Below are 21,962 nucleotides of genomic sequence, written 5' to 3' on the forward strand. Positions count from 1 at the left end.
CCTCAGCTGCGCGGAGCTGGGTAGGCGGGGTTGAGCGCGACCAGCTCGCCCACGGCCTGGGCGACCTGGGCCAGCTCGGCGTCGCCGGCCGTGGTGCCGTGCTCGGCCTTGACCGCGCGGGCGATGAGCGAGGCGACCTCGGCCATCTCCGGCTGTCCCATGCCCTGGGTGGTCAGTGCCGCCGAGCCCACCCGGATGCCCGAGGCGACCATCGGCGGTGCCGGGTCGTAGGGGATGGCGTTCTTGTTCAGCGTGATCCGGGCTGCGTCGCACCGGGCCTCGGCGTCGGCACCGGTGACGCCGAGCTCGCGCAGGTCCAGCAGGGCCAGGTGCGTGTCGGTGCCGCCGGAGACCGCCCGCATGCCCTCGGCCTCCAGCGCCTTGGTCAGCGCCGAGGCGTTGCCGACGACCTCGCTGGCGTAGCTCTGGTAGCTGGCCTGCGAGGCCTCCTTGTAGGCCACGGCCTTGGCGGCGACGGCGTGCATGAGCGGGCCACCCTGGGTGAACGGGAAGACCGCCTTGTCCAGGGCCTTGGCGTGCTCGGCCTTGGACAGCAGCATGCCGCCGCGGGGGCCGCGCAGCACCTTGTGCGTGGTGGCGGAGACGACGTCGGCGTAGGGCACCGGGGAGGGGATCGCCTTGCCGGCGACCAGGCCGATGAAGTGTGCGGCGTCGACCCAGAGGATGGCGCCGACCTCGTCGGCGATCTCGCGGAACGCGGCGAAGTCGATCAGCCGCGGGTAGGCGGTGGCGCCGGTGACGATCATCTTCGGCTTGTGCTTGCGGGCCAGGTCACGGACCTCGTCGTAGTCGATCAGCTCGGTGTCCTTGCGCACGTGGTACGGCACGGGGTTGAACCACTTGCCGGAGAAGCTGACCTTGGAGCCGTGGGTCAGGTGGCCGCCGTGCGGCAGGCTCATCGCCAGCACCGTGTCGCCGGGCTGGCAGAAGGCGGCGTACACCGCGAGGTTGGCGTTGGCGCCGGAGTGCGGCTGCACGTTGGCGTGCTCGGCGCCGAAGAGCGCCTTGGCGCGGTCGATGGCGATGACCTCGGCCTTGTCGACCTCCGAGCAGCCGCCGTAGTAGCGGCGCCCCGGGTAGCCCTCGGCGTACTTGTTGCTCAGCGTGGAGCCCAGGGCCGCCAGCACCGCAGGACTGGTGAGGTTCTCGCTGGCGATCAGCTGCAGACCGCCGCGCAGCCGCTCGAGCTCGGAGAGGAGCACACCTGCGATCTCGGGGTCCTCGTGCTCGAGCGCGTTGAAGTCAGGTCCCCAGAACGGCGTGCTCACGCTGTGTACTCCTCGTTGGGCTTGCTGGGCATCATGGTGCTGCCACGGTAGATGAGACGTGCGAAGTCTATGCGACGCCGACCTGGCCCTTTCGGAGTGCGGGCCGAGCTGGCAGGTCAGCGGCGGAGGACGTCCTCCGCCGGGACCCCGAGCACCTCGGCGACGGTGGTGGTGGCCACCGCACCCTCGCGCAGCACCCGCGGCCGGTCACCGGTGAGGTCGACGATGGTGGAGGCGACCGCGGACGCGCACGGACCGCCGTCGAGGTAGACGCTGACCGACGCACCGAGCTGCTCGCGGGCCTGCTCGGCGGTGGTGGCCGGGGGCTGGCCGGAGACGTTGGCGCTGGAGACCGCCATCGGTCCGACCTCGCGCAGCAGCTCCAGGGCCACCGGGTGCAGCGGCATCCGCAGCATCACCGTGCCGCGGGTGTCGCCCAGGTCCCAGCTCAGCGAGGGGGCCTGCTGGACCACCAGGCTGACGGCCCCGGGCCAGAACGCCTCCACCAGCATCCGAGCCTGCGGAGTGACGTCGAAGGCCAGGCCGTGGATGGTCTGCCAGGAGCCGACCAGCACCGGCACGGGCATGTCCCGGCCGCGGTTCTTGGCCCGCAGCAGGCTCTGCACGCCCACGCTGTCGAAGGCGTCGCACCCGAGGCCGTAGACGGTGTCGGTGGGCAGGACCACCAGCCGACCACCGCGCAGGGCGGAGGTCGCGGCCGTCAGGCCCTCGGCACGGGTGTCGGGACGGGTGCAGTCATACGTGGTGCTCACGACCCTCATCCTCGCAGGGCCGGCGCGGGCGGTGCGGGCGGGTCAGCGCGCGGAGGAGACGCGGCGTGCGGTGGTGAAGCGGGGACGGCCAGCCAGGTCGGGGTGGCTGACCACGTCGGTGAACACCCGGCGCGAGCTGAACAGCTCCGCGACGACCTCACCGTGGCTGTCGTCGTGCTCGACGCCAATGACCCCGCCCACCTGCAGCAGCTGCGCGGCGTTGCGGATCAGCGGGCGGATGACCGAGAGGCCGTCGTCGCCGGCGAACACGGCCATCGCCGGGTCGTGCTCGGCGACCTCGGTGGACACCTCGGTGCCGGCCGGGACGTAGGGCGGGTTGGCCACCACCAGGTCGACCTTGCCCTCCAGCTGGGTCAGCAGGTTGGGGTCGGTGACGTCGCCGTGGTGGAGCCGCACCGGGGTGTCCCCCGCCGTGCGCCGCGCCTCCACGTTGCGCCGCGCCCACGCCAGCGCGGTGGAGTCGGCCTCGACGGCGTGCACGGTGGCGTCCGGGCGCGCGTTGGCCAGCGCCAGCGCCAGCGCCCCGGAGCCGGTGCAGAGGTCGAGCACGAGCGGTGCCTGCACCCCCTCGAGCTGGGCCAGCGCCCAGCCCAGCAGCAGCTCGGTCTCCGGGCGCGGGATGAACACCCCCGGACCCACCTCGACGGTGATGGCGCCCATGGCCGACCAGCCGGTGAGGTGCTGCAGCGGGATGCGCTGGGCACGCTGCTCGACCAGCCGGCGGTAGGTCTCGATGGTCAGCGGGTCGACCAGCGGCACCATGGCCAGCTTGGTGCGCGGGATCTCGACCACGTGGGCGGCCAGCATCTCGGCGTCGGCACGCGGGCTTCCCACGCCGGCCTCGGTCAGCAGCTTGGTGGCCTCGACGATCGCGAGGCGGAGAGGTTGACGGCTCACGCGGTCAGCGTGCCACGTCGTGGCACAACGAGATTCACGCGGATGGTCATTGGGCTCATCACTCGGGGCCCGCTCACTCTGCGGAGACCCGTTCCGCGCGCTCGGCCGCCATCAGCGCGTCGAGCAGGGCGTCCATGTCACCGTCGAGCACCGCGTCGAGGTTGTAGGCCTTGTAGCCGATGCGGTGGTCGGCGATGCGGTTCTCCGGGTAGTTGTAGGTGCGGATGCGCTCGGAGCGGTCGACCGTGCGCACCTGGCTCAACCGCTCCGCCGAGGCCTCCGCCGCCGTGGAGGCCTCCGCGGCGGCCTTGAGCCGGGCGACCAGCACCTGCATGGCCCGCGCCTTGTTCTGCAGCTGGGAGCGCTCGTTCTGGCAGGAGACGACCGTGTTGGTGGGCAGGTGGGTGATGCGCACCGCGGAGTCGGTGGTGTTCACGCCCTGCCCGCCCTTGCCGGAGGAGCGGAACACGTCGATGCGCAGGTCCTTCTCGTCGATCGCCACCTCGGCAGCCTCCTCCACCTCGGGGTAGACCATGACCCCGGCAGCGGAGGTGTGCACCCGGCCCTGCGACTCGGTGACCGGCACCCGCTGCACGCGGTGCACCCCGCCCTCGAACTTCATCCGGGCCCAGACCCCGATCGGGTCGTCGCCCCGGGACTTCACCGACAGGGTGGCCTCCTTGTAGCCGCCGAGGTCGGAGGTGGCGGCGTCGAGCACCTCGATGCGCCAGCCGTGGCGCTCGGCGTAGCGCAGGTACATGCGCACCAGGTCGGCGGCGAACAGCGCCGACTCCTCGCCGCCCTCCCCCGACTTGACCTCCAGCACCACGTCGTCGCCGTCGTGCGGGTCCCGCGGGGCGAGCAGGTCGGTGAGGGCCACGTCCAGGCGCTGCACCTCCGCGGCCAGGGCGTCGGCCTCCTCCCCGAAGGCGGAGTCCTCAGCGGCGAGCTCACGGGCGGCCTCCAGGTCCTCGCGGGCCTGCACCAGGCGGTCGTGGGTGGCGACGACGGGGCCGAGCTCGGCAAAGCGCTTGCCCACCTTCCGCGCGGCCGCGGCGTCGGCGTGCAGCTCTGGGTCGGACAGCTGTTGCTGCAGTCCGGCGTGCTCGGCGAGCACGTCGTCCAGCGCTGAGGGCTCGTTCATCGATCTCCGCCTCGTGTGGTGACTCGTGTGGTGACCAGCGGTGCTCGCGCGGTGGGCGCGGACGCTGGGAGGACTCCCCCCTGCACGCCACAGCGCCCGCCCTGCGGTGCAGGACGGGCGCTGGGAGTGGAGCTACTTGGCGTCTTCGGCTGCCTTGCCGGCGCGCTTGCCGTAGCGGGCCTCGAAGCGGGCGACGCGACCGCCGGTGTCCAGGATCTTCTGCTTGCCGGTGTAGAAGGGGTGGCACTGCGAGCAGACCTCGACGTTGATCTGACCGCTCGCCTCGGTGGTGCGAGTGGCGAACGTTGCCCCGCAACCACAGACGACCTGGGTCTCGGTGTAGACGGGGTGAATTCCTGACTTCATGGTGCCCTCTCCTCGTGGCCGCCGGGTCGCCCTCGACGAGGGCGTGAACCGGAACCGGACTCAGCCGCTCAGTGTGCCAGAGCGGCTGCTGGTTGGTCCAACCACCGGGGTGGGGTTGATGTTCCCCGTCCCGGTGGTCGGTGTGGTGCTCGTGCGCAGGCGCGCGAGCGGACGCGCAGGGTTCGCGGGGCCTACGTCTCGCGGACGTGGTCGCTGACCATGCCCGGCGCCGTCTTGGCCACCTGCATGAGGAACTCCGCGTTCGAGCCGGCCTTGCGCAGCCGGTCGATGAGCAGGTCGATGGCCTGCTGGGAGTCCAGCCCGGAGAGCACGCGGCGCAGCTTGAGCGCCACCTGGTACTCGTCCGGCGCCATCAGCAGCTCGTCCTTGCGGGTGCCGGACGGGTTGACGTCCACCGCGGGGAACACCCGGCGCTCGGCGATCTTGCGGTCGAGCTTGAGCTCGGCGTTGCCGGTGCCCTTGAACTCCTCGAAGATCACCGTGTCACCGGTGGAGCCGGTCTCCACCATCGCGGTGGCGATGATGGTCAGCGACCCGCCGTGCTCGATGTTGCGCGCCGCACCCAGGAACCGCTTGGGCGGGTACAGCGCCGTGGAGTCGACACCACCGGAGAGGATCCGGCCCGAGGCGGGCGAGGAGTTGTTGTACGCGCGGCCCAGCCGAGTGATGGAGTCCAGCAGGACGACGACGTCCATGCCGCCCTCCACCAGGCGCTTGGCCCGCTCGATGGCCAGCTCGGCCACCGCGGTGTGGTCGCCCGGCGGCCGGTCGAACGTGGAGGCGATGACCTCGCCGTTCACCGACCGCTGCATGTCGGTGACCTCCTCCGGACGCTCGTCCACCAGGACGACCATCAGGTGGCACTCGGGGTTGTTGACCGAGATGGCGTTGGCGATGGCCTGCAGCACGCTCGTCTTGCCTGCCTTGGGCGGGCTGACGATCAGTGCACGCTGCCCCTTGCCGATGGGCATGACCAGGTCGATGATCCGCGCGGTCATGGCCTGCGGGGTGGTCTCCAGGCGCAGGCGCTGGTTGGGGTACAGCGGGGTGAGCTTGTTGAACTCGGGGCGCTTGCGCGCGGCCTCGGGGTCGGCACCGTTGATGGTGTCCACCCGCACCAGCGGGTTGAACTTCGCTCGGGCGCCGCCACCGTTCTGCTCACCCTCGCGGGCGATGCGCACGGCGCCGGTGACCGCGTCGCCGCGGCGCAGGCCGTGCTTGCGCACCAGGCTCATGGAGACGTAGACGTCGTTCGGCCCGGCCAGGTACCCGGAGGTTCGGACGAACGCGTAGTTGTCCAGCACGTCGAGGATGCCGGCCACGGGCTGCAGCACGTCGTCGTCGCGCACCTCGATGTCGCGCTCGTTCTGCCCGCCCTGGTCGGCGCCGCGGTCGCGGCCCCGACGACGCTCGCGGAAGCGACGGCCCCGGCGGCCGCGGCCGTCCCCGTCGTCGTCGTTGCCGTCGCGGTCGTTGCGCTGGTTCTGCGGGCCGTTGTTGCCGCCCTTGTTCTCACCGCGGTTGTTGCCCTCGCCGCGGTTGCTGTTCTCGCCGCGGGTGTTCTCACCACGGTTGCTCTCGCCGCGGTTGTTCTCCCCGCGGTTGTTGCCCTCGCCGCGGTTGTTGCGGTTGCCGCGGCCGCCCTGCTGGCGGTCGCCACGCTCGCCCTGCTGGCGCTCACCCTGCTGGTTGGCCTCGCCGCCGCCGGACTCGCCGTCCTGCTTGGGCTGGCCGTTCTGCTTGCCGCGCGTGTCCTCGGTGCGCGTGTCCTCAGTGCGGGTCTCGGCGTTGCGGGACTCGGCGTTGCGGGACTCGGCGTTGCGGGACTCGGCGCCGTCGCCGGCCTGGGAGCTCTGCTCGCTGGACGCCTCGGGGGCACCGGCCGCACGGGCCGCGCCACGGCGCTGCCGGGAGCGGCGGTTCTCCACCGGCGCCTCGGCGGTACCGGCGTCGCCAGTCGGCTCGGCGCTGGGGGCGGAGGCGGCCGGAGCATCAGTGCGCTCGGCCTGCTGCGAGCCGGCGCTGGCCTGCTCGGCGGGTGCGTCCTGCGCGACGGGCTCGGCGGGCGCCTGGGTGGTGGCGCCGCGCTCGGTGGTGGCTCCACGCTTGCGGGAACCGTTGTCGGCGACGGTCGACGCCTTGTCTCCAGCGGGCTTGTCAGCAGCGCTGCCGCTGCCCGCCTGACGCTGCTTGATGGCGACGATCAGGTCGCCCTTGCGCATGCCGGCGGTGTCGCTGATGCCCAGCTCCCCCGCCAGCGTGCGCAGGTCTGCGAGCACCATCCCAGTCAGACCGCCCCGACGACGCGGCGCGGAGGCCGCTTCCTGGGTGGGGTCCTGGGCTGAGCTGGTGATCAGGTCCGTATCGGTCACGGATGTCCTTTCCTTCCCTGGCTCTGCGCATGCAGCACCAAGGGTTCGAACCGGGATCCGACGACAGTGGTCGGACTCGGGGGTTCCGCCATAGCCACGACGGAAGAGCGGAAGTTGTCCATCGACGTGGGCCCTGTGCCCGCTGTGCAGCGACTCGACCAACGCAAGATATAGCGAGAAAGGTCGTCCCGAACAAGGTTCGGGCAAAGCACCGGCATCAACGCTCACGGTGACTAGACAATTTGAGGGTAGCCCCACCGTCCACGCCCGGCAACTACCACCCCCGTGCCGCGCTGACCAGCGTGTCGGCGGAGGAGCCCAGCGGTGCCGGCACGCGCGACGACCGCCCGCCGTCATCCGATCAGCATCGACCCCGCGTCAGCACGAGGGCATCGGGGAGAAGGCCGAACAGCCCAGCGGGCCACGAAAGCCCGGCTTCCCCACCGGTGCTGGCGGTCTCAGCAGACCTGCACGCCAGGAGCCACCGCGAGGTCGAGCACCGCCAGGCCGTAGTCCTCGGCCTGCGCCCGCAGCTCGGGTGCCAGCCCACCCACCGTCAGCGCCAGCACCGTCGGGCCGGCGCCGGAGATGGTCGCCGCCACTCCCGCCGCGCGCAGCTTCTCGATCCAGGCGGCGGTGACCGGCATGGCCGGTGCGCGCTGGGACTGGTGCAGGCGGTCCTCGGTGGCGTCCAGCAGCAGGTCGGGCCGCTCGGTGAGCGCGAGCACCGCGAGCGCGCTGCGCCCGGCGTTGAAGGCGGCGTCGCAGTGCGGCACGGTCGCGGGCAGCATTCCCCTGGTGAGGGCGGTGGAGGACTGCTCGGCGGGCACCAGCGCCACCGGCAGGATGTCCGGGTGCACGCGCAGGCTCACCGCTTGGTAGTCGGCCGAGCCGTCGGGCAGGGGGCGCGTCCAGGAGACGACCGCACCGCCGAGCACGCTGGCCGAGGCGTTGTCCGGGTGGCCCTCGAACTCCGAGGCGCGCTGCACCAGCACCTCGTCCGGCACCTTGACGTCGCACAGCGCGCGGGCAGCCGCGAGGCCGGCAACCACCGCGGACGCGGACGATCCCAGTCCGCGGGAGTGCGGGATCTGGTTGTGGCACTGCACCTGCAGGCCCTGCTCCGCAGCGTCAGCTGCGCTGAGGCCGCACAGCTGCAGGCCGGCCCGGATGGCACGCACCACCAGGTGCGAGTCACCGAGGGGCACCTGTCCGGCACCCTCGCCCTGCACGGTGACCGTGGTGGCGGTGTCCACGGCACGCACGCTGACCTCGTCCCAGAGGTCCAGCGCCAGGCCCAGGCAGTCGAACCCGGGGCCCAGGTTGGCCGAGGAGGCCGGCACGCGGACCGTCGCCTCCCGTCCGGAGGCCAGCACGCCCACCTCGGTCAGGCCAGCTCGAGCGCGCGGGCGACCGCGACCGGGTCGACGCCGATGGGCTCGACCTCGACCATGCCCAGCAGTGCCGTGGCGGGGTCCTTGAGGCCGTGGCCGGTGACGGTGCAGACCACCAGCGAGCCCGGCTCCAGCCAGCCCTCGGCGTGGGCGGCCAGCAGGCCCGCCACGCTGGCGGCGGAGGCCGGCTCCACGAAGACGCCCTCACGGGCGGCGACCAGGCGGTAGGCGGCGAGGATCTCCTCGTCGGTGGCGGCACGGAACATGCCACCGGACTCGTCCTTGGCCGCCATCGCACCGTTCCAGGAGGCCGGCGAGCCGATGCGGATGGCGGTGGCGATGGTCTCCGGGTCGCTCACCGGGGCACCGTTGACCAGTGGAGCGGCACCGGCAGCCTGCACGCCGAGCATGCGCGGCAGCGTCGCGGTGATGTCCTCGGCGCGGTACTCGCGGTAGCCCTTCCAGTAGGCGGTGATGTTGCCGGCGTTGCCCACGGGCAGGCAGTGCACGTCGGGCGCGCGCCCCAGGGCGTCGCACACCTCGAAGGCAGCGGTCTTCTGGCCCTCGATGCGAGCCGGGTTCACCGAGTTGACCAGCGCGATCGTCTCGAACTCGGCGGTGGTCTTGCGGGCCAGCTCCAGGCAGTCGTCGAAGTTGCCGCGCACCTGGACGATCTTGGCGCCGTGCATGACGGCCTGGGCCAGCTTGCCCATGGCGATCTTGCCCTCGGGCACCAGCACCGCCGACGTCATTCCCGCGCGGGCGGCGTAGGCCGCGGCCGAGGCGGAGGTGTTGCCGGTGGAGGCGCAGATCACGGCGCGCTGGCCGCGGGCCCACGCGTCGGTGATCGCCATGGTCATGCCGCGGTCCTTGAACGAACCCGTGGGGTTGGCGCCCTCGACCTTGAGGTGCACCTCGCACCCGGTCAGCTCGGACAGGTGCGCGGCGTGCACCAGCGGGGTACCACCCTCGTGCAGGGTGATCACCCGGGTGCCCTCGGGCAGCCCCATCCGCGACCGGTAGGCCTCGATGACACCCGGCCACGGGCGGTGCACTGCGGTCGGACGGTCGAGCTCGATCATGGGGTTCCACCTTCTACCCGAAGAACACTGGTCACCGCGGTCACGAACGGCGCATCGCTGAGCGCCGCAACAGTATCGGCCAGCGCCGCGTCGCTCGCGGTGTGCGTGACCACCACGAGGGAGGCGCCCTCGCCGTGGCCGATCTGGCGCACCACCGAGATGCTCACGTCACGCTTGGCGAACTCGCCGGCCACCGCGGCCAGCACGCCGGCACGGTCGGGCACGTCCAGGCTCACGTGGTAACGGGTGGGCGTCTGCCCCATGTCCGCGACCTCGAGCTCGGCGTAGGTGGACTCCCGGGGGCCCCGCCCGCCGTGCACCAGGTTGCGCGAGACCGACACCAGGTCGCCCAGCACCGCAGACGCGGTGGGGGCGCCGCCGGCACCCTGGCCGTAGAACATCAGCCGACCGGCGGCCTCGGCCTCCACCACCACCGCGTTGAACGCGCCGTCCACGGCGGCCAGCGGGTGCGAGCGCGGAACCATCGCCGGGTGCACCCGGGCGGAGACGCGCTCGACGCCGTCCTCGCCCACCACGCGCTCGCACAGCGCGAGCAGCTTGACGGTGCAGTCCAGCGCCTTGGCCGCGGCGATGTCCGAGGCGCTGATCGCCCGGATGCCCTCGCGGTAGACGTCGGCGGCGGTCACCCGGGTGTGGAAGGCGAGGCTGGCCAGGATGGCGGCCTTGGCGGCAGCGTCGAAGCCGTCGACGTCGGCGGTGGGGTCGGCCTCGGCGTAGCCCAGCCGGCCCGCCTCCTCCAGCGTCTCCGCGTAGCCCGCGCCGGTGGAGTCCATCGCCGACAGGATGAAGTTGGTGGTGCCGTTGAGGATGCCCACCACCTTGGTGATGCGGTCACCGGCGAGGGACTCCCGCACCGGGCGCACGATCGGGATGGCCCCGGCGACCGCTGCCTCGAAGTACAGGTCGGCACCGGAGGCATCAGCGGCCTCGGCCAGCTCGGCGGTGTACTCCGCGAGCAGCGCCTTGTTGGCGGTGACCACGGACTTGCCGGCGCGCAGCGCCGTCAGCAGCAGGGTGCGCACCGGCTCGATGCCGCCCACCACCTCCACCACCACGTCGACGTCGTCGCGGGCCACCAGGGCCGCGGCGTCGGTGGTGAGCAGCTCGGCGGGCACGTCCCGGTGCCGGTTGGCCCGGCGCACGGCGATGCCGCGCAGCACGATGGGCGCCCCGATCCGGGCGGTCAGCTCGGCGGCCTGCGACTCCAGCAGCCGCACCACCTCCGAGCCCACGGTTCCGCAGCCCAGCAGGGCCACTCCGATGCAGCGCTCGTCCCCGCTGTTGCGGTGTTGGTTCATCACGCTTCCAAGCTCAACAGGTCGGCCATGGTCTCTCTCCGCAGGATCACCCGCGCGACTCCTTCTCGGACAGCAACCACAGCGGGTCGGGTCAGCATGTTGTACCGACTCGACATCGAGTAGCAGTACGCCCCGGTGGCCGCGACGGCCAGCAGGTCCCCGGCCGCCACGTCGCCGGGCAACCAGGTGTCGCGCACCACGATGTCACCACTCTCGCAGTGCTTTCCCACCACCCTCGCCACCACGGGGTCGGCGGCGCTCGCGCGGGAGACCACGGAGCAGGTGTAGCTGGCGTCGTAGAGCGCGGTGCGCAGGTTGTCGCTCATCCCGCCGTCGACGCTGACGTAGCGCCGGGTGTTGCGCCGGGCCTCGCTGCCGCCACCGAGGCGCACGTCCTTGATGGTGCCCACCTCGTAGAGGGTGAGCGTGGTGGGCCCGACGATGGCGCGACCGGGCTCCACGGCGACGGCCACGTCGGGCAGGCCGACTGCGGCGCACTCCGAGGCGACGATGCTGCGCAGGCTGGCGGCCAGCTCGCGCACCGGCGGGGGGTCGTCGGAGGCCAGGTAGGAGATGCCCATGCCGCCCCCGAGGTCGAGGGTGGTGAGGTTGGACAGCCGCTCGGCGCCGTGGGTGTCGACCAGGGTGCGCAGCAGCCCCACCACGCGGTGCGCCGCCACCTCGAAGCCGTCCACGTCGAAGATCTGCGAGCCGATGTGGCTGTGCAGGCCCACCAGGCGCAGGTGCTCGGCCGCCAGCACCCGGGCCGCTGCGTCGGCCGCCACGCCGCCGGCGAGGGAGAAGCCGAACTTCTGGTCCTCGTGCGCGGTGGCGATGAACTCGTGGGTGTGCGCCTCCACGCCGACGGTGACGCGGATGAGCACGTCCTGCACCGTGCCGTGCTCGGCGGCGACCTCGTCGAGGCGGTCGATCTCCTGCAGGGAGTCGATGACCACCGAGCCGACGCCGGCCTCCACCGCCGCGGCCAGCTCACCGCGGGACTTGTTGTTGCCGTGCATGGCGATGCGCTCGGCCGGGAAGTCCGCGTAGAGGGCCAGGGCCAGCTCACCGCCCGAGGCGACGTCCAGCGACAGCCCCTCCTGGGCCACCCAGCGGGCGATCTCCCCGCACAGGAAGGCCTTGGCGGCGTAGTGGACGTGCTCGGGGCCGCCGAAGGCCTCGGCCATCTCCCGGCAGCGGGTGCGGAAGTCGTCCTCGTCCACCACGAACAGCGGGGTGCCGTGCTCGGCGGCCAGCTCGCGGACGTCGACGCCGGCGACCCGGAGCACGCCGTCCTCGCCGCGGTGGGCGTTGCGCGGCCACACCGCGGCGGGCAGGTCGTTGAGCTCGGCGGGGGTGCTGGGCCGCTCGGGCAGGTTGCCCAGCGAGACGTGGCCGGAGCCGCCGTCGCCCTCGCCGTGGCGCGGCCCGGCCGGGTGCGCCCTCACATCCGCTCCGGGGCGCTCACGCCGAGCAGCCCCAGGCCGCTGGCGAGCACCTGACGGGCACCGGCGCACAGGGCCAGCCGGGCGGCGTGCAGCGGGGTGGGGTCCTCGTCACCCTGCGGCAGCACGCGGCAGGAGTCGTAGAAGCGGTGGTAGGTGCCCGCCAGCTCCTCCAGGTAGCGCGCCACCCGGTGCGGCTCGCGCAGCTCGGTGGCGCTGGCCAGCACCCGTGGGTACTCCCCCAGCGTCCGGATGAGGTCACCCTCCCGGGCGTGGGTGAGCAGGCTCAGGTCGGCGTCGGCGAAGTCGATGCCCAGCGCCGCCGCGGAGCGGGCCAGCGCGGACAGCCGGGCGTGCGCGTACTGCACGTAGAACACCGGGTTGTCGTTGGTCTGCCGGGCCAGCAGGTCCAGGTCGAGGTCGATGTTGGAGTCCACCGAGGAGCGGATCAGCCCGTAGCGGGCCGCGTCCACGCCGACCGCCTCCACCAGGTCCTCCAGCGTCACCACGGTGCCGGCGCGCTTGCTCATCTTCAGCGGCTTGCCGTCGCGCACCAGGTTGACCATCTGCCCGATCATCACCTCCACGGTGTCCGGGTCGTCACCGAAGGCGGCAGCTGCGGCCTTGAGCCGGCCGATGTAGCCGTGGTGGTCGGCGCCGAGCATGTAGATGCACAGGTCGAAGCCACGCGCGCGCTTGTCCTGGAAGTAGGCGATGTCACCGGCGATGTAGGCGGACTCGCCGTTGCTCTTGATGACGACGCGGTCCTTGTCGTCACCGAACTCGGTGGAGCGCAGCCACCAGGCGCCGTCGGCCTGGTAGAGGCTGCCGGACTCCTTGAGGTGGTTGACCGCCCGCTCGACCGCGCCGGACTCGAACAGCGACTTCTCGTGGAAGAACACGTCGAAGTCGGTGCCGAACTCGTGCAGGCTGCGCTTGATCTCGGTGAACATCAGGTCGACGCCGACGCGGCGGAACACCTCGTCGCGCTCGGCCTCGGGCAGCGCCATCGCGTCCGGGCGGGCGTCGGTGACCTGCTTGGCGATCTCTGCGATGTACTCCCCGGCGTAGCCGTCGGCCGGGGCGGGCTGGCCCTGGGCGGCCGCGACCAGCGAGCGCACGAAGCGGTCGATCTGCGCCCCGGCGTCGTTGAAGTAGTACTCGCGGGTGACGTCGGCGCCCTGGGTGGTGAGGATGCGCCCCATCGCGTCACCCACCGCGGCCCACCGGGTGCCGCCGATGTGCAGCGGCCCGGTGGGGTTGGCGGAGACGAACTCCAGGTTGACCTTGGTGCCGGCCATCAGCTGCCCGGCCCCGTACGCGGCGCCCTCGGTGAGCACGCGCCGGATGATCGCCCCCTGGGCGGCGGCGTCGAGGCGGATGTTGAGGAAGCCCGGCCCGGCCACCTCGGCCGAGGCGATGCCCTCGACCGCGGACAGCGCGGAGGCCAGCCAGCCGGCCAGCTCGCGCGGGGGGACACCGACCTTCTTGGCCACCTGCAGAGCCACGTTGGTGGCGTAGTCGCCGTGCTCGGGGTTGCGCGGTCGCTCCACGGTCAGCGTGGCAGGCAGCACCGCGGTGTCGAGCTCGCGCTGGGCGAGCACCTCGGAGGTGGTGGCGCGGAGAAGCTCGGCGAGGTCGGCAGGGGTCACGGCAGACCATCCTAGGTTCCGGCCGCCCGGAGCAGAGCAGCGGTGCTCAGGATGCTCGTACAGTGGTACGGACCGCAGGAACCACCCAGATCGCGCCGGTGCCGGTAACCGGACAAGTGAGGACAACCCACCGATGCCCAGTGGCAAGAGCAACCGCCCGCAGTCGAGCAGTGCAGCCAAGTCGGCCAAGGCTCTGCAGGCGGCAAAGAGCAAGAGTCGCAGCAGCAGCAAGTCGGTGGTCAAGGATCGGCAGATCCCCTGGCTGTCGGTGGGCGCCGGCGTCGTCGTCCTGGCGCTCGTCGCCACCATCGCCGCCTACCTGGTGCCCAAGTACCAGGAGCGCGCCGACGCGCAGCGCTTCGTGCCCAGCGCCAGCAACACCGATCCCTCCACCGGGATCGACGGTGTGATGAAGATCGACTATGCGGCCGGCCAGCACATCCAGGCCAACCAGCGAGTGGCCTACGACCAGACCCCGCCCTTCGGCGGACCGCACGACCAGGTGTGGGCCACCTGCCTGGGCAACGTCTACCCCAGCGCCATCCGCACGGAGAACGCGGTGCACTCCCTGGAGCACGGCGCGGTGTGGATCACCTACAACCCGGACGTGCTCTCGGCGGAGCAGGTGGACACGCTCAAGGCCAAGGTCGAGGGACAGCCGTACCTGATGATGTCGCCCTACCCGGGCCTGGACTCGGCCTTCTCGCTGCAGTCGTGGGGTCACCAGCTCAAGCTCGACGACGTCAACGACGAGCGGGTGTCGCAGTTCATCAGCGCGCTCAAGGTGAACCCGAACACCTACCCCGAGGTGGGTGCCAGCTGTGACGCCGGTGAGCCGAGCCTGTTCGACCCGGAGAACCCGCCGGCCTTCGACGCCAGCGCCCCCGGCCCCACCGCGGTGCCGATGAACGGTGCCGGCACGGAGTCCGCGCTGACCAACGGCCAGGAGCCCGCCCCGTCGGCCGCCCCGGCTGCCCCGGCCGCCCCCGCGCCGGCTCCGGCACCGGCACCGGCTCCGGCCGCACCTGCCCCCGCCGCTCCGGCTCCGGCTCCGGCTCCCGCCGCGCCCGCACCGGCAGGTAGCTGACCCGCCACGCACCCACCCGAACCCGACCGACCAAGGACACCGTGACCAGCGAGCACACCACCCCAGACCCGACCGTCACTGACCGCGCCGGCGCCCCCGTCGGCACGCAGCAGGCGCCGCCCCGGCGCAGTCAGCGGGTCGTGGTGCTGGCGCTCGCGCTGGTGGCGGTGCTGGCGGTCGGGTTCGGGCTGGGCGCGACGCTCGGGCTGCCCTCCAGCGGGGACAACCTCAGCGTGCCCGCCGCCGACTCGGTGGACGTGGGCTTCGCCCAGGACATGACCGTGCACCACCAGCAGGGTGTGCAGATGGCCACGGTGGCCTACACCGGTGCCGTGGACCCCTACGTGCGCAGCCTGGCGTTCGACATCATGACCAGCCAGCTGGCCCAGGTCGGCCAGATGCAGGGTTGGCTCTCGCTGTGGGGTCGGCCACTGGCTCCCAGCGGCGCCTACATGACCTGGATGAGCGACGCGGGCGGGCACCACGGCGCCGCCAGCAGCTCCGGCGCGGGTGCGGCCACGATGCCCGGCATGGCCAGCGCCGCGGAGATCTCCCAGCTGCGCGCCGCCACCGGCCCCGAGCTGGACACGCTGTTCCTGCAGCTGATGCTGCGCCACCACCAGGGCGGGGCCGAGATGCTCAGCCACGCCGCCGACCGCGCGGTGGAGCCGGTGGTGCGCAACCTGGCCAAGCAGGCCGCCGCCACGCAGCAGGCGGAGTCCACCTACCTGAGCGACCTGCTCACCCAGCGCGGGGCCACTCCCCTGCCCCTGGGCAACTAGCCCCGGGGCGGACCGTGGTCGGCAGCCCGACCGCGGTGCGCTAGTCTCGTCAAGCCGTCACGGCACGACGGTCCGCACGCGGACTGTCGGGCCCCCGTAGCTCAGGGGATAGAGCGCCGCCCTCCGGAGGCGGAAGCGCAGGTTCGAATCCTGCCGGGGGCACCCACCATCCTGAACCCGCTCGCGCAGGTCAGCAGGAAGGAACCACCGTGACCCGGAGCCTCAGCGCCGGCCGGTCGGCTCCTCCCAGCGTCACCGTCCAGGTGCAGAGCCTCAGCAAGACCTTCCGCGCCGGCCCCGCCGTGCGCCAGCTCTCCTTCGCCGTGCACCCAGGCACCGTCTGCGCCCTCGTCGGCCCAGCAGGCAGCGGCAAGTCCACCACCCTGCGCGCCCTCCTCGGGCTCGTCACCCCCACCTCCGGCAGCGTCACGCTCAACGGCGCCCCGGTCGGCGCGCTGCCCCGCCCCGGTCGCACCGTCGGCGCGGTGCTCGACCCCCGCGGCATGCGTGCCGGCCACACCCTGCGCCAGCACCTGCTGGTGACCGCCGCGGCGATCGGGGTGCCCGACCGGCGGGTCGAGGAGGTGCTGGCGACGGTGGGCCTTGCCCCGATGGCCTCGCGCCGCGTTGGGCCACTTCCCCCGCCGGGCCGGCTGCGCCTCGCCCTGGCGGCGGCGCTGCTGGGCGACCCGCCGCTGCTGGTGCTGGACGAGCCGCTGCGCGAGCTGCCGCCGCCGGAGCGGCGATGGCTGACGGGCGTGCTCCGCACCCACGCGGCCGGTGGCGGCACGGTGCTGCTGACCGCCGAGCGCGCTGCCGGGCTGGAGCAGGCCGTCGACCAGCTGGTGGTGCTGCACGACGGCGCCTGCACCTTCCAGGGCAGCACCCGGCAGCTGCTGGCCGGGAGGGGCAGCCGGGCGCTGGTGGCCAGCTCCAGCGCCGCCGGACTGGCCCGAGCACTGGTGCACCGCGGCGTCACCGACGTGGTGTGGGTGCCCGACGGCCGCATCGCGGTGCGCGGGGCCCGTGCCGACGACATCGTGGCGGTGGCCAGGGACGCTGGCATCACCGTGCGACACGTGCAGCAGGAGCACCCCGACCTGGACCAGGCCGTGCGCGCCCACCTGGACAGCGGCACCCCCGCGCCACGGCGCTCGGCATGAGCAGCGTCGCCGGCCACCCCGCCGCGACGGGCCACGACCTCGACGCCCTCGGCCTGGCACCGCTGCGCGCGGAGCTGCGCAAGATCCGCTTCGGCATGCTGTGGTGGCTCCTGCTGATCCCCGCGGTGGTGGTCAGCTACCTCATCAGCGTGGCCGGTGGGGCCATCGCCGGCCTCGCCGACACCGAGACGCTGCGCCAGCTCGGCGGCAGCTTCCCGTCCCTGCTGGGCGTCAGCCTGTCCTACAGCGCGGGGGTCACCTCGGTGTTCACCCTCTGCCTGGGGGTGACCGCCTACGCCGGTGAGGTGCGGGCCGTGACGCTGGGCGCCACCTACGTGGCCACCCCCTCCCGCGGGGCCGTGCTGGCGGCCAAGCTCGTCGCCTACGGCGGGCTGGGCCTGGTCTACGGCGTCGCGCTGATGCTCGCGGCCACCCTGGGCGGGCTCACTGCCGGCGGCTGGGCAGCTTTCCCACCCCTCGGGGAGTTCCTCGCGGTGGCGGTGGCGGGCACCGCTGTGGTCACCCTGTGGACCCTCATCGGCGTGGCCTTCGGCGCGCTGGTGCCCCTGGACGTGCTCGCCCTGCTGGCTGCGCTGGCACTGCGGCTGGGCGTGGGCCCGCTGGCCGACGCCCTGCTCGGTCGAGTGGGCGCGCAGCCGTTGGCCGACCTGCTGCCCGGCTCCGCCAGCGGCACCCTGGTCAGCCGCCTCGCCACCGACCTCGTGGTCGGCCGGGCACCGCTGCGCTCCCGGTCGGCCTTCGAGGAGGTGCTGCCGGCCGGGGCCCTGCCGTGGTGGGGCAGCGGCGCGGTGTTCGCGCTGTGGGTGCTGGTGGCCTGCCTGGCCGGGTGGTGGGCGGTGCGGGAGCGCGACATCTCCTGAGCGCAGCCCGTGGACGGGTGGCGGAACACGAAGGACAGGCGGAGCTGTCGGCACTCGCGGGTCCGCTGTGTCGCCCGCTGGGAGGCCGGTGACCGAACCTCGGCGTGAATCTCCACGTAGGCGCAGTGCCACGCGCACGATGCCAGCGCGCGTCCGGAAGCGTGGCGAATATCCGATGAGGCTAACCTGCATGTAGCGGTGTGTTGCCAAGACGAGCATGGAAAAGAGGGGAACGCCTCCGTGTCGAGCGGTTCAGCGTCCGAGTTCGGGCCCAACGAGTGGCTAGTTGACGAGATGTACCAGCGCTACCAGGACGACCCGTCGTCCGTGGACGCGTCGTGGCACGAGTTCTTCGCCGACTACAGCCCCACGAGCAACGGTGCGGCTGAGGGTGACTCGGCCGGGAGCAGCGCGGCTGCGCCAGCCAGGGCCGCAGCCTCCGGGGAGAAGTCTGCCGATTCCTCCTCCGGTGGTGGCACCACCACCAAGACGAAGCCGGCCCCTCGCGACGAGAAGCCCGAGGCTCCCAAGAAGGCCGACTCGCCCAAGCCTGCCGCCGGCAACGGTTCCAACGGCGGCGCCAACGGCAAGGCCGCTCCGGCCAAGCCGGCCGCGAAGGCCCCCAGCAAGGACGGTGCGGGCAAGAACGGCGCGAGCAGCACCGACGCCGACGCCGAGCCCACCGAGCAGTCCAAGGTCCTCCGCGGCGCCTCGGCCGCCGTGGTGCGCAACATGACCAGCTCGTTGACGGTCCCCACCGCGACCAGCGTCCGGGCCATCCCCGCCAAGCTGATGTTCGACAACCGCATCGTCATCAACAACCACCTCAAGCGCACCCGCGGCGGGAAGATCTCCTTCACCCACCTCCTCGGCTACGCCCTGGTGCGGGCGCTGGAGTCCTTCCCCGGGATGAACCGGCACTACGCGGAGATCGACGGCAAGCCGCACGTGGTCACGCCGGCGCACGTCAACCTCGGCCTGGCGATCGACCTGCCCGGCAAGGACGGCAACCGCTCGCTCGTCGTGGCCTCCATCAAGGCCTGCGAGAACATGAGCTTCAACCAGTTCTGGTCCGCCTACGAGGACCTCATCAAGCGCGCCCGCAACGGCAAGCTCACCGGTGAGGACTTCGCCGGCACCACCCTCTCGCTGACCAACCCCGGCACCATCGGCACCGTGCACTCCGTGCCCCGCCTGATGGCCGGGCAGGGCGCGATCATCGGCGCGGGCGCCATGGAGTACCCCGCCGAGTTCCAGGGCGCCAGCGACCAGCAGCTGGCCAAGATGGCCGTCAGCAAGATCCTCACGCTGACCTCCACCTACGACCACCGCATCATCCAGGGCGCCGAGTCCGGCGACTACCTGCGCGTGGTGCACAACCTGCTGCTGGGCGAGAACAACTTCTACGACGACATCTTCCAGTCCCTGGGCCTGCCCTACGAGCCCGTGCGGTGGCGCCAGGACATCCCGGAGAGCGCCGTCGACAAGAGCACCCGGGTGCTGGAGATCATCGAGGCCTACCGCAACCGCGGACACCTCATGGCCGACACCGACCCGCTGCACTACGGCCGGCGCCAGCACCCCGACCTGGACGTGCTCAGCCACAACCTCACGCTGTGGGACCTCGACCGCGAGTTCCCCGTCGGCGGCTTCGGCGGCAAGGAGCGGATGAAGCTGCGCGACGTCCTCGGCGTGCTGCGCGACTCCTACTGCCGCAGCGTCGGCGTGGAGTACATGCACATCCTGGAGCCGGAGCAGCTGGCCTGGATCCAGTCCCGCGTGGAGGTCCCGCCGAGCAAGCCCAGCCTGGGCGAGCAGAAGTACATCCTCAGCCGGCTCAACGCCGCCGAGGCCTTCGAGACCTTCCTGCAGACCAAGTACGTCGGGCAGAAGCGGTTCTCCCTGGAGGGCAGCGAGTCCGTCATCCCGATGATGGACACCGTGCTGGACTCCGCCGCCGAGCACGGCATGGACGAGGTCGTCATCGCCATGCCGCACCGCGGCCGCCTCAACGTCCTCGCCAACATCGTCGGCAAGCCCTACTCGCAGATCTTCACCGAGTTCGAGGGCAACCTGAACCCGACGCAGGCGCACGGCTCCGGCGACGTGAAGTACCACCTGGGTGCCGAGGGCAAGTACATCCAGATGTTCGGCGACGGCGAGACCAAGGTCTCCCTCACCGCCAACCCCTCGCACCTGGAGGCCGTCGACCCGGTGCTCGAGGGCATCGTCCGGGCCAAGCAGGACCTCATCGACCGCGGTGAGGAGGGCTTCACCGTGATGCCGCTGATGCTGCACGGCGACGCCGCCTTCGCCGGGCAGGGCGTGGTGGCCGAGACGCTGAACCTGGCGCTGCTGCGCGGCTACCGCACCGGCGGCACCGTGCACATCGTGGTGAACAACCAGGTCGGCTTCACCACCGCTCCCGAGCACGCCCGCAGCACCGAGTACTGCACCGACGTGGCGAAGATGATCGGCGCGCCGATCTTCCACGTCAACGGCGACGACCCCGAGGCCTGCGTGTGGGTGGCCAAGCTGGCCGTGGACTACCGCCAGGCCTTCGGCAAGGACGTGGTCATCGACCTCATCTCCTACCGCCGCCGCGGCCACAACGAGGGTGACGACCCCTCGATGACCCAGCCGAAGATGTACGACGTCATCGACACCAAGCGCAGCGTCCGCAAGAGCTACACCGAGGCCCTGATCGGTCGCGGCGACCTCTCCATGAAGGAGGCCGAGGACGCCCTGCGCGACTACCAGGGCCAGCTGGAGCGGGTCTTCAACGAGGTGCGCGAGCTGGAGAAGTACGCCGTCAAGCCCAGCCCGTCGGTGGAGTCCGACCAGGTGGTCCCGACCAGCCTGGTGACGTCGGTGGACGCCTCGGTGCTGGAGCACATCGCCGACGCGCACGTGAACCTGCCCGAGGGCTTCACCGTGCACTCCCGGGTCAAGCCGGTGCTGGAGCGGCGCGCCAAGATGGCCCGCGAGGGCAAGATCGACTGGGCCTTCGCCGAGCTGCTGGCCTTCGGCTCGCTGGTGATGGAGGGCCGCAACGTGCGGCTGTCCGGCCAGGACTCCCGCCGTGGCACCTTCACCCAGCGCCACTCGGTGGTGATCGACCGCAAGACCGGCGCGGAGTACTCCCCGCTGAGCAGCCTGGGCGAGGAGGGCGAGACCGGCAAGTTCCTGGCCTACGACTCCGCGCTCAGCGAGTTCGCCGCGGTGGGCTTCGAGTACGGCTACTCGGTGGGCGACCCCGAGGCGCTGGTGCTCTGGGAGGCGCAGTTCGGTGACTTCGTCAACGGCGCGCAGTCGATCATCGACGAGTTCATCTCCTCCGGTGAGGCCAAGTGGGGCCAGCGCTCCAACGTGGTGCTGCTGCTGCCGCACGGCCACGAGGGCCAGGGTCCCGACCACACCTCCGGCCGCATCGAGCGGTTCCTGCAGCTGTGCGCCGAGGGCTCGATGATGGTGGCCGTCCCGTCCACCCCGGCCAGCTACTTCCACCTGCTGCGCCGCCACGCCATGGACGGCGTGCAGCGTCCGATGGTGGTGTTCACGCCCAAGTCCATGCTGCGCTCCAAGGTGGCGGTCAGCTCGGTGGAGGACTTCACCAAGGGTCGCTTCCTCTCCGTCATCGACGACCCGACGTTCGAGGACACCGAGGCCGCCAAGCGTCGCGAGGAGGTCACCAAGGTGGTCCTGTGCAGCGGCAAGCTCTACTGGGAGCTGGCGGCCAAGCAGGCCAAGGACGAGATCACCGACACTGCGATCGTCCGGGTGGAGCAGCTGTACCCGGTGCCCCGCAAGCGGCTGGCCGCTGCGCTCGACCGCTACCCCAACGTCGAGGAGGTGCGCTGGGTCCAGGAGGAGCCGGCGAACCAGGGCGCGTGGCCGCACTACGGCCTGGCGCTGCCCGAGCTGCTGCCGGAGTACTTCGACCGGCTGCGGCTGCGTCGGGTGTCCCGCCGGGCCATGGCGGCTCCCTCGGCCGGCTCGTCCAAGGTGCACGCGGTGGAGCAGGCCGACCTGATCGACGCCGCGTTCGCGTGAGCGCCGACCAGTCGGGGAGCGCACGTGTACTTCACTGATCGCGGGATCGAGGAGCTCGAGGAGCGCCGTGGCGAGGAGCAGGTGAGCCTGTCCTGGCTGGCTGGCCAGATGCGGGTGTTCGTCGACCTCTACCCCGAGTTCGAGAACGCCACGGATCGGTTGGCGACCTTCCTGGCCCGGGACGACTCCGACGACCTCTGAGTCGCCCCGGTCCGAGTGAC

General features: G+C 71.9%; 17 protein-coding genes and 1 tRNA gene. 7 read left to right on the top strand and 11 right to left on the bottom strand.

What is annotated here, in order from left to right; all coding sequences use genetic code 11:
* Positions 1-2 precede the first annotated feature (2 nt).
* The 11 genes from glyA to argS all read right to left on the bottom strand — a co-directional run bounded on the left by glyA (position 3) and on the right by argS (position 13,775).
* Entirely contained in the window at positions 3-1,289 is a 1,287-nt protein-coding gene (gene glyA / locus AC3YNX_RS00075; RefSeq protein WP_127783780.1) for a serine hydroxymethyltransferase, read from the bottom strand.
* Positions 1,290-1,405: 116 nt separating this feature from the next.
* Positions 1,406-2,062, bottom strand: a complete 657-nt coding sequence (locus tag AC3YNX_RS00080) for an L-threonylcarbamoyladenylate synthase (protein ID WP_489994249.1) — start codon at positions 2,060-2,062, stop codon at positions 1,406-1,408.
* A gap of 42 nt (positions 2,063-2,104) precedes the next feature.
* On the bottom strand, positions 2,105-2,980 hold the full coding sequence (gene prmC / locus AC3YNX_RS00085) for a peptide chain release factor N(5)-glutamine methyltransferase (RefSeq protein WP_127783782.1): 876 nt from the start codon (positions 2,978-2,980) through the stop codon (positions 2,105-2,107).
* 73 nt (positions 2,981-3,053) lie between these two features.
* A complete protein-coding gene (gene prfA / locus AC3YNX_RS00090) occupies positions 3,054-4,124 on the bottom strand; it encodes a peptide chain release factor 1 (RefSeq protein ID WP_127783783.1) in 1,071 nt (356 codons plus the stop codon).
* Between the two features lie 132 nt (positions 4,125-4,256).
* Positions 4,257-4,490 carry a 50S ribosomal protein L31 gene (rpmE, locus tag AC3YNX_RS00095; protein ID WP_127783784.1) on the bottom strand — a complete coding sequence of 78 codons (234 nt, stop codon included), beginning with the start codon at positions 4,488-4,490 and terminating at the stop codon, positions 4,257-4,259.
* A gap of 191 nt (positions 4,491-4,681) precedes the next feature.
* Positions 4,682-6,883, bottom strand: a complete 2,202-nt coding sequence (gene rho, locus AC3YNX_RS00100; protein WP_489994250.1) for a transcription termination factor Rho — start codon at positions 6,881-6,883, stop codon at positions 4,682-4,684.
* A gap of 458 nt (positions 6,884-7,341) precedes the next feature.
* Positions 7,342-8,265 carry a homoserine kinase gene (thrB, locus tag AC3YNX_RS00105; protein WP_489981755.1) on the bottom strand — a complete coding sequence of 308 codons (924 nt, stop codon included), beginning with the start codon at positions 8,263-8,265 and terminating at the stop codon, positions 7,342-7,344.
* Between the two features lie 5 nt (positions 8,266-8,270).
* The gene (gene thrC / locus AC3YNX_RS00110) at positions 8,271-9,359 is read right to left on the bottom strand and encodes a threonine synthase (RefSeq protein WP_127783787.1); all 1,089 of its coding nucleotides are present in this window, start codon (positions 9,357-9,359) and stop codon (positions 8,271-8,273) included.
* Positions 9,356-10,678, bottom strand: a complete 1,323-nt coding sequence (locus AC3YNX_RS00115) for a homoserine dehydrogenase (RefSeq protein ID WP_489981756.1) — start codon at positions 10,676-10,678, stop codon at positions 9,356-9,358. Before AC3YNX_RS00115 ends, thrC begins: the two co-directional genes overlap by 4 nt.
* On the bottom strand, positions 10,678-12,126 hold the full coding sequence (lysA, locus tag AC3YNX_RS00120) for a diaminopimelate decarboxylase (protein ID WP_127783789.1): 1,449 nt from the start codon (positions 12,124-12,126) through the stop codon (positions 10,678-10,680). The genes AC3YNX_RS00115 and lysA overlap by 1 nt, the downstream gene beginning before the upstream one ends.
* Positions 12,123-13,775, bottom strand: a complete 1,653-nt coding sequence (gene argS / locus AC3YNX_RS00125) for an arginine--tRNA ligase (RefSeq protein ID WP_489994251.1) — start codon at positions 13,773-13,775, stop codon at positions 12,123-12,125. Before argS ends, lysA begins: the two co-directional genes overlap by 4 nt.
* 133 nt (positions 13,776-13,908) lie before the next feature.
* On the opposite strand from argS, the gene AC3YNX_RS00130 reads away from it, so the two are divergent.
* The 7 genes from AC3YNX_RS00130 (at position 13,909) to AC3YNX_RS00160 (ending at position 21,942) form a co-directional block, all read left to right on the top strand.
* Positions 13,909-14,862 (top strand): thioredoxin-like domain-containing protein, encoded by a 954-nt coding sequence (locus AC3YNX_RS00130; protein WP_489994252.1) that lies wholly within the window; start codon positions 13,909-13,911, stop codon positions 14,860-14,862.
* A 41-nt stretch (positions 14,863-14,903) separates the two neighbouring features.
* Entirely contained in the window at positions 14,904-15,644 is a 741-nt protein-coding gene (locus AC3YNX_RS00135; RefSeq protein WP_489981759.1) for a DUF305 domain-containing protein, read from the top strand.
* 90 nt (positions 15,645-15,734) lie between these two features.
* Positions 15,735-15,806, top strand: a tRNA-Arg gene (locus tag AC3YNX_RS00140).
* A gap of 47 nt (positions 15,807-15,853) precedes the next feature.
* Positions 15,854-16,807 carry an ATP-binding cassette domain-containing protein gene (locus AC3YNX_RS00145; RefSeq protein ID WP_489994253.1) on the top strand — a complete coding sequence of 318 codons (954 nt, stop codon included), beginning with the start codon at positions 15,854-15,856 and terminating at the stop codon, positions 16,805-16,807.
* On the top strand, positions 16,804-17,688 hold the full coding sequence (locus tag AC3YNX_RS00150; RefSeq protein ID WP_489994254.1) for a hypothetical protein: 885 nt from the start codon (positions 16,804-16,806) through the stop codon (positions 17,686-17,688). Before AC3YNX_RS00145 ends, AC3YNX_RS00150 begins: the two co-directional genes overlap by 4 nt.
* A gap of 240 nt (positions 17,689-17,928) precedes the next feature.
* Positions 17,929-21,741, top strand: a complete 3,813-nt coding sequence (locus AC3YNX_RS00155; RefSeq protein WP_489994255.1) for a multifunctional oxoglutarate decarboxylase/oxoglutarate dehydrogenase thiamine pyrophosphate-binding subunit/dihydrolipoyllysine-residue succinyltransferase subunit — start codon at positions 17,929-17,931, stop codon at positions 21,739-21,741.
* A gap of 24 nt (positions 21,742-21,765) precedes the next feature.
* Positions 21,766-21,942 carry a DUF6104 family protein gene (locus AC3YNX_RS00160; protein WP_489981763.1) on the top strand — a complete coding sequence of 59 codons (177 nt, stop codon included), beginning with the start codon at positions 21,766-21,768 and terminating at the stop codon, positions 21,940-21,942.
* Positions 21,943-21,962 lie beyond the last annotated feature (20 nt).

The organism is Rhodococcus sp. Z13_19A, assembly GCF_058133575.1.